This is a genomic window from Streptomyces sp. NPDC093071 (assembly GCF_044754545.1).
Classification (GTDB): domain Bacteria; phylum Actinomycetota; class Actinomycetes; order Streptomycetales; family Streptomycetaceae; genus Streptomyces.
The window spans coordinates 31,913-44,812 of sequence record NZ_JBIVPH010000013.1; the positions used below are offsets into that span (position 1 = coordinate 31,913).

The 12,900-nt window shown below is 73.3% G+C and carries 11 protein-coding genes; 6 read left to right on the forward strand and 5 right to left on the reverse strand.

Translation table 11 applies throughout. The annotated features are described in order from the left end of the window. Window positions 1-8: 8 nt before the first annotated feature. The 3 genes from ACIQD7_RS31290 to ACIQD7_RS31300 form a co-directional block, all read right to left on the reverse strand. Complete coding sequence (locus ACIQD7_RS31290; protein WP_402446114.1) at window positions 9-569, reverse strand: DUF305 domain-containing protein; 561 nt, start codon at window positions 567-569, stop codon at window positions 9-11. Then, window positions 545-1,927, reverse strand: a complete 1,383-nt coding sequence (locus ACIQD7_RS31295) for a DUF1996 domain-containing protein (RefSeq protein WP_402446117.1) — start codon at window positions 1,925-1,927, stop codon at window positions 545-547. Before ACIQD7_RS31295 ends, ACIQD7_RS31290 begins: the two co-directional genes overlap by 25 nt. A gap of 114 nt (window positions 1,928-2,041) precedes the next feature. Then, window positions 2,042-4,162, reverse strand: a complete 2,121-nt coding sequence (locus ACIQD7_RS31300; protein WP_402446119.1) for a discoidin domain-containing protein — start codon at window positions 4,160-4,162, stop codon at window positions 2,042-2,044. Window positions 4,163-4,506: 344 nt separating this feature from the next. Here ACIQD7_RS31300 and ACIQD7_RS31305 point away from each other — a divergent pair, with 344 nt between their 5' ends. After that, window positions 4,507-5,499, forward strand: coding sequence for a LacI family DNA-binding transcriptional regulator (locus ACIQD7_RS31305; protein ID WP_402446121.1), 993 nt, complete (start codon window positions 4,507-4,509; stop codon window positions 5,497-5,499). 151 nt (window positions 5,500-5,650) lie between these two features. Here the strand turns inward: ACIQD7_RS31305 and ACIQD7_RS31310 are convergent, their stop codons facing one another. Further along, on the reverse strand, window positions 5,651-7,441 hold the full coding sequence (locus ACIQD7_RS31310; protein ID WP_402446124.1) for a bifunctional metallophosphatase/5'-nucleotidase: 1,791 nt from the start codon (window positions 7,439-7,441) through the stop codon (window positions 5,651-5,653). A gap of 834 nt (window positions 7,442-8,275) precedes the next feature. On the opposite strand from ACIQD7_RS31310, the gene ACIQD7_RS31315 reads away from it, so the two are divergent. The 5 genes from ACIQD7_RS31315 (at window position 8,276) to ACIQD7_RS31335 (ending at window position 12,061) form a co-directional block, all read left to right on the forward strand. Continuing rightward, window positions 8,276-8,932 (forward strand): DUF6518 family protein, encoded by a 657-nt coding sequence (locus ACIQD7_RS31315; RefSeq protein ID WP_402446127.1) that lies wholly within the window; start codon window positions 8,276-8,278, stop codon window positions 8,930-8,932. A 130-nt stretch (window positions 8,933-9,062) separates the two neighbouring features. After that, complete coding sequence (locus ACIQD7_RS31320; protein ID WP_078968604.1) at window positions 9,063-9,395, forward strand: BatC protein; 333 nt, start codon at window positions 9,063-9,065, stop codon at window positions 9,393-9,395. Then, window positions 9,392-10,597, forward strand: a complete 1,206-nt coding sequence (locus ACIQD7_RS31325) for a cupin domain-containing protein (RefSeq protein WP_402446130.1) — start codon at window positions 9,392-9,394, stop codon at window positions 10,595-10,597. Before ACIQD7_RS31320 ends, ACIQD7_RS31325 begins: the two co-directional genes overlap by 4 nt. 10 nt (window positions 10,598-10,607) lie before the next feature. Further along, window positions 10,608-11,504 (forward strand): sucrase ferredoxin, encoded by an 897-nt coding sequence (locus tag ACIQD7_RS31330; protein ID WP_402446133.1) that lies wholly within the window; start codon window positions 10,608-10,610, stop codon window positions 11,502-11,504. 125 nt (window positions 11,505-11,629) lie between these two features. Beyond that, window positions 11,630-12,061, forward strand: coding sequence for a DUF6003 family protein (locus tag ACIQD7_RS31335; RefSeq protein WP_402446135.1), 432 nt, complete (start codon window positions 11,630-11,632; stop codon window positions 12,059-12,061). 28 nt (window positions 12,062-12,089) lie between these two features. Here the strand turns inward: ACIQD7_RS31335 and xdhC are convergent, their stop codons facing one another. Next, entirely contained in the window at window positions 12,090-12,899 is an 810-nt protein-coding gene (gene xdhC, locus ACIQD7_RS31340; protein WP_402446137.1) for a xanthine dehydrogenase accessory protein XdhC, read from the reverse strand. Window position 12,900 lies beyond the last annotated feature (1 nt).

Here is a 12,900-nt window from a genome sequence, read left to right on the forward strand (position 1 = left end):
GCCGCCGGTCACGGCCGGGGGTTCGTACCGAGCCGGTCGAGTTCTCGTCCGGCGTTCGTGGCGATGGCGGCGGCCAGGTCCTTCGCCTCCCGCGCTCCGCCGGAGGTCTGTTCGCTCGCGCAGAGCGTCCTGGACTGCGCGAGGTGGGCGCGGAGGCCGTCGGTGAGGATCCGTTCGAACTCCTTTCCCGTCGCCTTCTCCGCTCTTCCGAGGGTGCCGAGGCCGACCATCCCGGGCATGTCGTGCCCCTCGTGGGGGCGGGTGTCGGGGACGCCCGAGAGCTCCAGGAGCGCGCGCAGTCCCGCCAGTTCCTCCTCCAGTCGCGTTCCGGTGCGGGCCGCGAGGGCCACGAGGGCGGGGTCCTTCGTGCGTGAGGGCGCCAGGCCGGTCAGGAGGCGGGCCCGTTCGTTCATGGGGATCATCAGCTGGATCCACGCGGTGTCGGTGGCGTTGAAGGCCGCTGCCCGCGGCGGGCCGGTCACCGGCTGCGTGGTGCAGCCGGTGACCAGGAGCGCCGCGAGCAGGGCCCACGCCGTCCGCGCGGTCAGAAGGTGCCGGCGGAGTTGCACTTGGCGCTCTGCACGATGCAGTTCTTCACCCGCTGTCCCAGGGCCGCGTTGTCCCAGGCGTTGAAGAAGTCCCCGTGGATGGAGGACGCCATGCCGGAGGAGAGGGAGAAGCCCGCGGAGCTTCCGGAGGTCGGGTAGCCGATGACGAAGGAGACGGACGGGATGGCGACGGGGTGGTCCCCGCCGCACTTGCCGTTCTGGGCGAAGGCGACGTGCGACTTGTGGTCCGGGCTGTCGAGGTGCTTGCCGTCCCAGCAGTCGGGGAAGAGCAGCTGGTGGACGAGCTTGGCCTTGGGAGCGCAGACCGGCCAGTTGCCGTCGGCGCTGCGGCCGGTCTCCCCTCCTTCACCGGCGCAGAAGAACTGGTTGGCCGAGCCCGCCGGGGTGGGGACCTGGGACTTGGCGTTGCCCGCGATCATGCGGAACCCCTGGGGGAAGGGGACGGTCGCCGTGGGGTCGGGCAGTCGGGAGCCGTAGTAGACGATGACCCCGTCGGACTCGACGGCCCTGCCGCCCTCGTAGAGGGTGGGGATCCAGTACGCGGACAGGTCCTCGGCGGGGGTGCAGCTGGTGCCCGTGTGGGCCAGCAGGCTCTGCGTCGTGGTGAACGCGTCGGTGCTCCTGTTGCCGAAGAAGCTGTGCATGTGGGACGCGCCGGGCAGGCCCGGGACGACGATCGGGTCGTCGGGCTTGGAGTGGCTGTAGGCGCAGGTGGCGTTGAACTCGGGCACGCGGACCGTGTCGGCGGGCACCGGGGCCGGGGTCATGGCCCGGAACTGCGCCAGCTGGGCGTTCCACGCCGCCTGGTCGACGGCGACCCAGCCGGGTGCGGTGCCGCCGCCGTTTCCGGTGCCGTTGTCGAAGGAGAACCAGTTGATGTTGACGAAGTCGCCGGGCGTGGTGCTGCGCAGGACGGCGAACAGCGTCTGCGGGCCGGTGGGGTGGGTGGTGACGGTGGCGGTCCGGGTCGCCCAGGTCTGCCAGCCGCCGGTCGGGGAGATCGGGAAGGTCGCGAGCAGCGGTCCGGTCCGCGAGCCGGTGCGCAGTTCCACGGTGCCGGGGCCGCCGGTGGCGGAGGCGACGCGGGCCGAGGCCGTCAGGGGGCCGGCGGCCCCGAGGTCGACGTCGTCGAAGCGCATCCAGTCGCCGTCGGCGAGGTAGGCGGCGTTCTGGCCGCCGTCGGTGTCCGCGGTCGTTTCGACGCCCACGCCGGACTGTGCCGCGTAGGACTCGGCCTGGACGACGACGGTGGCGGCCCAGGCGGTCCGGGCGGTGAGGGTGATGCCGAGCGCGGCGGCCAGGGCGATCGCGAGCGCACCGGCCATCAGGGTGTGGAGGGGGAGGGATCGTCTGCGCATGTCTGTTCCTCTCTGGTGTCGAGGGGGGAAGAGGAGCGAGGGGGATGGGGGCGGGGCCGCTCTGGTTCGACTTCGGCGGCGGCCCCGCCGGGTCCTCGGCCGGTGCCGGTCCGGCTACTGGTAGACGCGGACGTAGTCGACGAGCATCTTGGACGGGAAGGGGGTGGTGGCATCGGTGGGGCCGGGCCAGTCGCCGCCGACCGCGAGGTTGAGGATCATGTAGTGCGGGTGGTCGAAGATCCAGGGCCCGCGGGTCCGCTCGACCTGCTCCTTGTCGAGGGTGAGGACGGTCCGCCCGTCGAGGCTGTAGACGATGCCCTTGCTGGTCCAGTCGGCGGCCCAGGTGTGGAAGTCGTCGGAGAAGTCGGCGTCCTGGGGCAGCCGGTACGGCGCGCCGATGCCGCCGCCGCCGTTGTAGGCGGGCGCGTGGACCGTGGAGTACGAGGTCTTCACGTCCTTGCCGAGGACCTCCAGGATGTCGATCTCGCCGTTGTAGGGCCACGGCCGGCCGGTCAGGAAGTCGGCGCCCATCATCCAGAAGGCGGGCCAGAGGCCGTTGCCCTTGGGGACCTTGACGCGTGCTTCGACCCGTCCGTAGGTGAACTGGAAGGTGGCGCCGGTGTTCATGCGGGCCGAGGTGTACTGGCAGGTGGTGCTGCCGGTCAGCGGGTCGGGCGGGCATCCCCTGCCCGGGGTGGCCTGCTTGCGCGCCTCCAGGACGAGGTGTCCGGTGCCGTCCAGGGCGGCGTTGTCGTGGTCGGTGTAGTACTGCAGCTCGCCGTTCTGGCCGGTGCCCGGGTCGGCCCTCCACTTGGCCGGGTCGGGCTCGGCCCCGGCGGCGCCGTCGAACTCGTCGCTCCAGACCAGCCGCGGCGGGTTCGCCGGGTCGGGCGGGAGCGGCGGTGCGGGGTTCGGCGCGCCGCCGGTGCCGTACACCTGGAACTCCCAGAGGGAGTAGCCGTAGGCGGTGGCGCGCTCGGTGCCGTACAGCCGTACGTGACGGCCGGTGCCGGAGACCGTGAGGGTCTGCTTGAAGCCGGTTCCGGTCGTGGTCGAGTAGATCGGCGTCCAGTCGGTGCCGTTCGGTGAGACCTGGATCTGGAAGGACTTGGCGTAGGCCGGGTCCCACTGGAGGACGATCCTGTTGATCCGTGCGGTGGCGCCGAGGTCGACGGAGATCCAGGCGGGGTCCGTCCAGCCGGTGGTGGAGCTGGTCGCCCACCGGGAGGCGGGGTCGCGGTCGAAGGCCCGGGCGGGGGTGCACTCCCAGCAGTTCTGGTCGCTCTGGGACGAGGAGGCCGCGCCCGGACGGCCGTAGGAGAGCAGGGTGTCCCCCGTGTTTCCGCCGTCGGTGCCGGTGGTGCGGACGGTGAAGGTCCAGAGGGAGTAGCCGTAGGCGGTGGCGCGTTCGGTCGCGGCCATGCGCACGTAGCGTCCGGCGCCGGAGACGGTCAGTTCCTGGGTGCCGCCGGTGCCCGACGTGGTCTCGTACAGGGTCCGCCACGTGCTGGCGTCGTCGGAGACCTGGATCCGGAAGGACTTGGCGTAGGCGGCCTCCCAGGCGAGGGTCACGCCGCAGAGTTCGCGGGTGGCGCCGAGGTCGACCTGGATCCACTGGGCGGCGGCGAAGGCGCTGGACCAGCGGGTCGTGCCGTCGCCGTCCACCGCGTTGGCGGCGGCGAAGGCGCCCTCGGTGCTGGAGGCGGTGGCGTTCCCGCCCCGGGCGGCGTCCGTGCTTCCGCAGGTGGCGCCGGCGGTGGAGCCGTACACCTGGAACTCCCAGAGGGAGTAGCCATAGGCGGTGGCGCGTTCGGTCGCGGCCATGCGCACGTAGCGGCCGGTGCCCGAGACGGTGAGGTTCTGGACGCCGCCGGTGCCCGAGGTGGTCTCGTACAGGGTCCGCCACGTGGTGGCGTCGTCGGAGACCTGGATCCGGAAGGACTTGGCGTGGGCCGCCTCCCAGTGGAGGGCGACCCGGCCGATGGCGGCACTCGTGCCGAGGTCGACCTGGATCCACTGGGCGTCCGTGAAGGCGCTGGACCAGCGGGTGCCGGTGTCGCCGTCGACCGCGGCGGCCGGGGCGAAGGCGCCCTCGGTGCTGGAGGCGGTGACGTTCTTGCCCTGGGACAGCGGGGCTTCCGCGGCGCGGGCGGGCGGGGCGGGGGCGGCGGTGAAGGTGAGCAGGGTGGTCACGACGGCGACGAACAGACCGACGCGGCGAAGCAGCGGACGCACGGCGTCTCCTCAAGGGGGGAAGGGTGAGGGAGCGCTCCCTGAGGGGTGAGAATGGGCCGGTCCGCATCGGCTGTCAAGGCTTCGGTTCACTCGCTGGAAACACCACGTACTCATCAACGACCTTTCCGGGAACGGTTTCTCATGACCCGTCAGGAGGGCGTGATGCGTGCCGTACCAGGGGAAAGGCAGGGACGGAGGGGCCATGCGACCGGGGGCGCGGGGCGGCCCGTCGGCGGAGCGGCTGTCGTCTTCACCCGGCCGTTGACATGGGTGTCGGAGGGGGGTCATCCTCGCCGGAGAACGCTCCCCGAAGGGGTCGGGCGCCGTCGATCGAATGGACCGGGATGAAACGCCCCACGCTGGAAGTGGTCGCCGCACGCGCGGGCGTGTCCAAGTCGAGCGTCTCCCGGGTCGTCAACGGCGAGACGACCGTCGCCCCGCAGATCCGCGAGGTCGTGATGCGGGCCGTCCGCGAGCTGGGTTACGTGCCCAACGCGGCCGCCCGCAACCTCGTCACCCGCCGGACGAACGCGGTGGCCGTCGTCGTCTCCGACCCGCCCCAGGGCGTGGTCTCCGACGACCCCCTGTTCTCCACCGTCGTGCGTGCCGTGAGCAGGGAACTGGAGGCCGCCGGGAAGCAGGTCGTCCTGATGCTCGCGGAGTCCGACCGGAGCCGGGCCCGGGTGGAGGCGTACGTGGCCGGGGGGCACGTGGACGGCGTCATGCTGGTCGCGCTGCACGGGACGGATCCGCTGCCGGCGGCGCTGGCCAGGACGGGTCTGCCGATGGCCTCGTTCAACCGCACGTCCGTGCCGCAGGTGCCGTACGCGGGCCTGGACAACGCCGGCGGCGCCGCGCTCGCCGTGCGGCACCTGCTGGAGCGGGGACGGCGCAGGATCGCCGCCATCACCGGGCCCCTGGACCTGTTCGAGGCCCGGGAGCGGCTCGACGGCTACCGGGAGGCGCTCCGGGGAAGCGGCCGCCGGTCGATCGTCGCGCTGGGCGACTTCACCCGGGCGTCGGGAGCCGAGGCCATGCGGCAGCTCCTGGAGGACGATCCGGCGCTGGACGCCGTGTTCGCGTCCAACGACCTGATGGCGATCGGGGCCCTGCGGACGCTGCGGCAGGCGGGCCGCCGCGTGCCCGAGGACGTGGCGGTCGTCGGCTTCGACGACATCGAGGCCGCCGCGTACACCGCGCCGGCGCTCACCTCCGTACGCAGCCCCATGGCCGATCAGGCCATCGCCACGGTCCATCTCCTCCTCGGGCTCATCGAGGGCGGCCCCAGGGAGCCGGTCGTCATCCCGCACGAGCTCGTGGTCCGCGAGTCGACCTGAGCGCGTGCCGGGGTACGGCGGACGGCGGCCGCCCGGGGAGGAATCCGGGCGGCCGGTCATGTCGGGGGCGGTGGTGTCGGGAGTGCGGTGGTACCGGGAGTGCGGCGGTGCCGGGAGTGCGGTGGGCGTGCGCGTGGTCGGGGGCGTCGCGTCAGCTCTTGACGCGGATGCGGACGCGGTCGAGGGGGGCGGGGGAGATCGTCTTGTGGGCCTTGAGGTAGTCCACGAAGCTCTCGTGGTCGGGGCCGTTGCGGACGGGGGCGGTGTAGCCGGCGAAGGCGCCGTATCCGTCGGCTCCGATGACCGTGTAGGCGAGGGCGGCGACCCGGTAGGTGCGGGCGGGGTCGAGCGGGCGGCCGTTGATCACCACGTCGCGGGGAGAGACGCGGCCGCCGACCGGCAGGGCCGGGTCGTAGCTGTACGAGACGTTGCGGGACACGGCGAGCGGTGCGGACTTCACCGTCCCGTCGGCCTGTTTCTGCCACTGCTGTTCGAGGATCGCGTCGAGTTGACGGCCCGTCACGCTGACGGTGAGGACCGGGTTTCCGTAGCCGTAGGCGTTCCAGGACTCGCCGAACAGGATGCGTCCGTCCGCGTCGGCGGGGTGAGCGCCCTTGGCGAACGGCAAGTCACCCCGGACGGCGTTGCTGCCCTTGGCGGGCCGTGCGGAGATCAGCGCCAGGTCGGCCCGGCCCGCGCGGGTGCGGTTGGCGTTCCAGTACTGCACGTCGGCGTACAGATCGGCCGCGGTGCTCTCCCCCGCGACGTTCGGCGTCCGGGTGAAGGAGCCCGTCTGCCGGGCGAGCGGCTCGGCGAACCGCCGGGCGCCGCGCTCGACCCAGTAGTCGACGATCCTCTGGACGTCGCGGTCCGGTGCCACGTCGCGCGTCACCGCGTGGTTGACGGACCGGGTGCGGTCCCTGAGGACCTCGCCGGTCCTCGGATCGAGGAAGAGGTTGATCTCGTTGATGACGGCGCCGTGGTTGCCCGCCTCCACGATCGGGCGGGGTACCCCGGCCGGGTCGGGCACCATGCAGTTGAAGCGCCAGTGCCAGTCTCCCGTGACGATGGCGTCGATCTCGGCGGGGACCTTCTTCGCCAGTTCGAAGACCGGGCCGGAGACGGAGTCGCACGCGTCGTAGCCCGCGTTCGCGGTGTCCTTCGGCGAGCCGCCCTCGTGCACGTTGAGGACGATGGCCTCGACGCCGCGCCGCTTGAGCTGCCTGGTGTAGCGCGCGATGGTCTCCGCCTGGTCGAGGGCGCGCAGCTTCGGCTGGAAGGAGGTCGAGTTGGTGACGGCTCCCTCCACCGTGGTGCTGATGAAGCCGACGGGTATCCGCTTGCCGCCGGCGGAGGTGAACCACTCGACGCGGTACGGGTCGACCACCGGGCGGCCGGTCCGCGCGTCGACGACGTTGCCCGACTGGAAGTCGAAGTCTGCGCCGTGGAAGCGCCGTCCGGTGGAGTCCGTGAAGCAGCTGTCCACGTCGATCCGGCCGAAGCAGCGGCCCTCCTGCATGTGCTGGACCAGGAACTCCGGGGAGACGTCCAGCTCGTGGTTGCCCATGGCCGAGAAGCGGACGCCGAGCTTGTTGAGGACCTCGATCGTCGGTTCGTCCTGGAAGGCGTCCACCTCGAAGGGCCAGCCGGCGAAGCTGTCGCCGGTGGCGAAGGTGACGGAGCGGGGGTGGCCGTTACGGAGCCGTTCGAGGTGGGTGGCGAGGTAGGCGGCGCCGCCGACGGTGACCGAGGTGCCGCGCCCGGTGGGGATGGAGCCGCCCTGCGCGGCGGTGGGCGGCTGCAGGTGGCCGTGGAAGTCGGTGATGCTGAGGAGTTGGACGTCTACGGTGTCGTCTGCGGCTGCCGGTGAGACGGACAGTGCGCCGCCGAGGAGGGCGGTGCCCGCGGCGATGACGCCGATCCGGCGAAGGAAGTTTCTCAAGGCGATGACTCCTTCGGAGTGGGACGAGCGCACTCATCCCACTCCGTGCGGGTGTCATGGCCATGAACGTCGTGCTGCGGTCCAAGGCATGGGGAATGACCGCTTCAGCGAAGTGCCGTCCGGCGGGCGGGCGGTGGAAACGGGAGGGGGCCGGGGGCCCAACTGCCGTGGCCGCGGGGGCGAAGACGGTTCCTGCCGGACGACCGGGCCGTCCTGTCGCAATCGGTCGGCGTCCTGGAGCCCCTGGTGCGGGCCGCCGAGGCCGCGGTCCGTCCTGTCGTGCTCGGCCGGCTGCCCCTCGTGTCTGTCTCGGCGGAACCGGCGCCAGGTCGACCAAGTCGTCGGAGTACCCCCGGCGCGGGTCGGTGAGCCGGTGGTGGCGGACGACCGGGTCCCGCATGAACGCGTGCCGGGTGAGCGGGTCGGTGCCGCGACCGGCTCACCGGGACGAGCGGCTCCGGGCGCTCGGCGATGCCCGGGGGGAGGGCAAGCTGTGCGCGCCGACCACCTGCCGGTCTTCCGCTCGGGGCCCGGGTCGAGGCGACGAAGCCGACCTCGGCCGGCTGTTCGACGTCCGCGGCGGGCGACCGCCGCGCGCCTCGACGGTGCCGGCCGTCGGGGCCGACCAGGCCCACCCGGCCCGGCCCACCCGGGCGGGCGGTCACCGGCCCCTCGTACTCCGGCTCCCGGCAGGCCCGGAGCACGGCGCTCCGGTTGACCGCCACCCGCCTGGCCACCTCGACGAGGGAACGCGCCGCCGGTTCCGCGCATCCTCACCACTGCACCCAGAGGCGTGACGCCTCTCCGACCTCGCAAGAGACAGCGAGTACCGCCATGAACGCGTCCCCCGTCAGCCCCGTCACCGCCCCGGTGTCCACCGCGAGCGGAAGGAGCCGGGCCTTCGCGACGACGTCGGCATGTGCCGGAGGGCTCCTCCTCGGCGTCCTGACCAACCTGGCCCAGGGCTGGCTGCCGGGGTCCTGGAACCAGATCGCCAACTCCGGCGCGGTCTGGTCCGTCGCCGCGTTCGTCGCGGGCGCGCTGTCGGCCCGGCGGGTGGGCCTGCCCGTGGCCGCCGTCGCGGGGCTGTGCGCCGAGTCCGGTCTCGTCGTCGGGTACTACGGCTACGCGGAGGTCGCGCGCGACGGCATGGGCTCCCTGTTCGCCCCCCTCGTCTGGCTGGGCATGGCGTGCGTCGCCGGTCCGCTGTTCGGGGTGGCGGGCCACTGGTGGCGGAGCGACAGTCCGCGCCGGCGCGTCATCGGTCTCGCCGCCCTCGCGGGCGTCTTCGGCATGGAGGCGATCCACTACGCCTGGGGCCTGCACTACGCCCCCCAGGCGTGGGCCTGCCTCGCCGCCCTGGTCCTGGTGACGCTGCTCATGGGCCGCACCCACAGGGAACGCGGACTGGCCCTGCTGACCTCCGTCGCCTTCTCGCTGGTGGCTCACCTCGTCTTCCACAAGCTGCTCCTGGAGAGGCTCCTCGGCTGACGCGTCCTCGTCCCGTCCCGGTTTCCGCTCCGGTTGCCGGTCCGGGCCGCGTGAGTGAGCTTGTAGGGGGTACGGGGAGGTTCCGAGCGGGACCGACCGATCCCCGGTCGTCCGATCCTCAGGAGGAAACATGACTCACCCGGAGCAGGACCCGAACCAGCAGGAGGGCCCCGCGGACGGCGGCGCGGCCGGTACCCCCGGCGTGCACGACGGTGGTGCCGACGGCGGTGCGGAAGGCCCCGCGGACGGCGGCGCGGCCGGTACGCCCGGCGTCCATGACGGTGGTGCCGACGGCGGCGCCGAAGGCCCCGCGGACGGCGGCGCGGCCGGTACGCCCGGCGTGCACGACGGTGGTGCCGACGGCGGCGCCGAAGGCCCCGCGGACGGCGGCGCGGCCGGTACCCCCGGCGTGCACGACGGTGGCGCCGACGGCGCGGCCGACGAGACCGGTCGCGGCGTTTGAGCACGGCCCCCACGACGCTTCGGGACACCGCCGCCGAGACCGGCCGCGGTGTCCTCGAGTCGCGTCTGACGCACCTCAGCCGCGAGGACTTCGCCCGGGACGTCTGGGGGCGGACCCCGCTGCTCACGCGCGGGGCCGGTGACTTCTCCGACCTGTTCTCGGCGTCCGCCGTGGACGAGCTGGTCTCCCGGCGCGGGCTGCGCACGCCGTTCCTGCGCGTCGCCAAGGACGGCTCCACCCTCCCCGAATCGTCGTTCACCTCCTCCGGAGGGGTCGGCGCGACGGTCGCGGACCAGCTCGACGACACCGCCCTGTGGCGGAGCTTCGCCGACGGCGCCACCCTGGTCCTGCAGGCACTGCAGCGCACCTGGGAGCCGGTCGCGGACCTCGCGTCGCGGCTCGGCACGGAGCTGGGGCACCCGGTGCAGGCCAACGCGTACGTCACCCCGCCGCAGAACCGCGGGTTCGACGACCACTACGACGTCCACGACGTCTTCGTCCTGCAGATCGCCGGTACCAAGCGCTGGATCGTCCACGAGCCCGTGCACCCGGACCCGCTGCGCGACCAGCCCTGGACCGACCACCGCTCCGCCGTCGCCGACGCCGCCCGGGGCGAGGCGCACCTCGACACCGTGCTCGCGCCCGGCGACGTCCTCTACCTGCCGCGCGGCTGGCTGCACGCCGCCGAGGCGCAGGGCGCGGTGTCGATCCACCTGACGCTCGGCGTCCACGTCTGGACGCGGCACGCGCTGGCCGAACAGCTCACGCGGGCCGCCCTCGCGCTCCTGCGCGACGATCCCGGGATGCGCGGCTCCCTCCCGCTGGGCGCGGAGGGACCGGACGACGAACTCGACCTCGTCCGCCGGCGTCTCGTCGCCGCCCTCGCCGAGGCCGATCCCGCGCCCCTGTTCCACCGCGCCCGTCGCGGCCAGGCGCGCCCCGGACCCTTGGGGCCGCTGGCGCAGCTCGCGGCCGTCGACGGGCTCTCGGCCACGACGCCGGTGCGGCTGCGCGAGGCGCTGGAGGCACGGCTCGACGGCGGGCGGCTCTCCACCCGCGTGGGCTGGCTCGACTTCCCGGAGGCGGATCTGCCTCCCGTGCGCCGGATCCTCGACGGGGAGGTCCACCACGCCGGTGACCTCGGTCTTCCCTTCGTCGAACGACTTCTGCGGGCGGGCGTCCTGGTGCCTGCCGGGCCGTGAAGCGGGCAGCATGACGGCTCCCGCGCGCTTCTTCTGCGCCGACGCCGCCCGGCTGCGCGGCGACGCGCTCGCGGGCACCGCGCCGTACGGCTCGGTCTGGATCCTCATCGAGCACCGGGCCGGCTGGCCGCCCAACGGCTTCGACGGCCTCGACCTCGACCCGGAGGTCAAGGCGCGGGTGTACGCCGCCGCCCAGGCGCTGCGCGCCCGGATGCTGCTGATCAGGCGCCACGGGCGCCGCAGGCCGGACGATCCGCCGCGCTGGGCCGTCCTGCGGTACGACGGGGACGGCGCCCACCGCCAGAAGTGGGGCGTCTGGCGGAACGACAAGGACTTGGTGGAGATCGTCGACGCCCTGGACTCGCCCGGGGAACGGGACCACCCGCCCGTCGTCCTGGTCTGCGCCCACGGCACGCACGACGCCTGCTGCGCCGTCCGGGGCCGTCCGGTGGGGCGCGCGCTGAGCGACCGCTGGCCGGAGCTGGTGTGGGAGTGCACGCACGTGGGGGGCGACCGGTTCGCCGCCAACGTCGTCGTCGCGCCCGACGGCGTCTACTACGGCAACCTCGACGCCGCCTCGGCAGTGACGGTGCTCGAAGGACACCTGGCGGGCCGCATCGGCGCGAACCACCTGCGCGGGTACACCGACCTCGTCCCGTCCCAGCAGGCCGCCCTGTCCGCCGTGCTCCGGCACGCGGGCCCGTCGGGGCGGCACGACTACGCGATCGAGGAGACGGTCCGCGAGGGCGACCGGTGGCGGATCCGCGTCACCGGCCGCCTCGCCGGCCTCTCGGACTTCGAGGTCGAGGTCCGCGCCCACCGCTCCCCTCCCCTCCGGCTCACCTGCCGCGGCCTGTCCGCCGCCTCGGCGGTGTCCTACGAGGTCGTCTCGCTCCACGTCGGCTGATCCGGCGCCCGGCTGCGGTGCGCGCAGGAAGATCCGGTCCGTCGAGCCGGTGGTCATGACGGGGCCGGAAGGGGGTAGGCAGAAGCGCAACGAACACCACGGAACACCCCTGGGAAGTGACCGCCATGACTGACGACGCCTACCTCTTTCTCGTCGACGCCGACCTCGGCCCGGGCTGGCAGGGCACGCCCGTCTCGCTCGTCGGGGAGCTGGAATGTCTGGAGACCCCGGCCGTGCGGGCCTGGCTCGACGCCCACGGGACCGACGTGAACTCCCCGGCGCTGCGCGTCGTGCCGCCGGAGCAGACCGGGATGATTCCCGAGGAGGCCGAGCGGCTGCCGGTGCCGCTGGACGGGGAGGAGCTGGAGCGGGTGCGCCGGGCCGGTGCGACCGATCCGGTGGCGGCCGTCGAGGAGGAGCTGCTGTCCTACCGCGACAGCGAGGAGGGCCGCGACGCCCTGCTGCACAAGGCGCTGGCCGCCGGCGTGCCGGCGCACCGCATCGTGGAGCTGTCCGGGGTGGATCCCGCCTGCCTGCCGTCCGTGCCCCGTTCCTGAAGCGCGGCTCTCCGCCGGCGGCCGGGCGTCAGTTCCCTTCGGTCTCGAAGGTGCGCAGCAGGTCGGCGGCGACGCTCACGGCGATGGTCGCGGGTTCCTTGCCGGTGATGTCGGCCAGTCCGATCGGGGTCTTGATCCGGTCGACGGCGGCCTCGTCGTGGCCGCCTTCCGTGAGGAGGCGCTTGCGGAAGCGGCCCCATTTGGCCGACGAGCCGATCAGTCCGACGGAGCCCAGGTGGGGCGTGCGCAGGGCCGCGTCGCACAGGGCGGCGTCCTCGGCGTGGTCGTGGGTCATGACCAGGACGTGGGTGCCGCGCGGCAGTTGTTCCAGGACCTCCTCGGGCAGCAGGGGCGTGTGGTGGACCCGTACCGCCGCCACCGCGTCCGCGAGGACGGCGAGCCGGTCCTCGGCCAGGACGGCGGAGCGGCTGTCGATCAGGTGGAGGTCGAGGTCCTGACGGGCCAGGATGCGGGCCAGTTCCATTCCGACGTGTCCGACGCCGAAGATCGCCACCGTCCGTACCACCGGCAGGGGTTCGAGCAGGATCGAGACCGTCCCCCCGCAGCACTGCACGCCGTGCCGGTTGGTCACCTTGTCGTTCAGGGCGAAGTCGATCAGCTCCGGTTCGGGCGCGGGCGCGGCGATCAGCTCCCGGGCCCGGTCGATCGCGACCGCCTCGACGTTGCCGCCGCCGATCGAGCCCCACGTCTCGGTCCGCCCCACGACGAGTTTCGCCCCGGCGTCGCGGGGGGCATGACCGCGCACGGCCGCGACGGTCACGAGCACGCCGGGCTCCCGGCGTGCCCGCAGCCGCGCGACCGCGGTGACCCAGGTCATG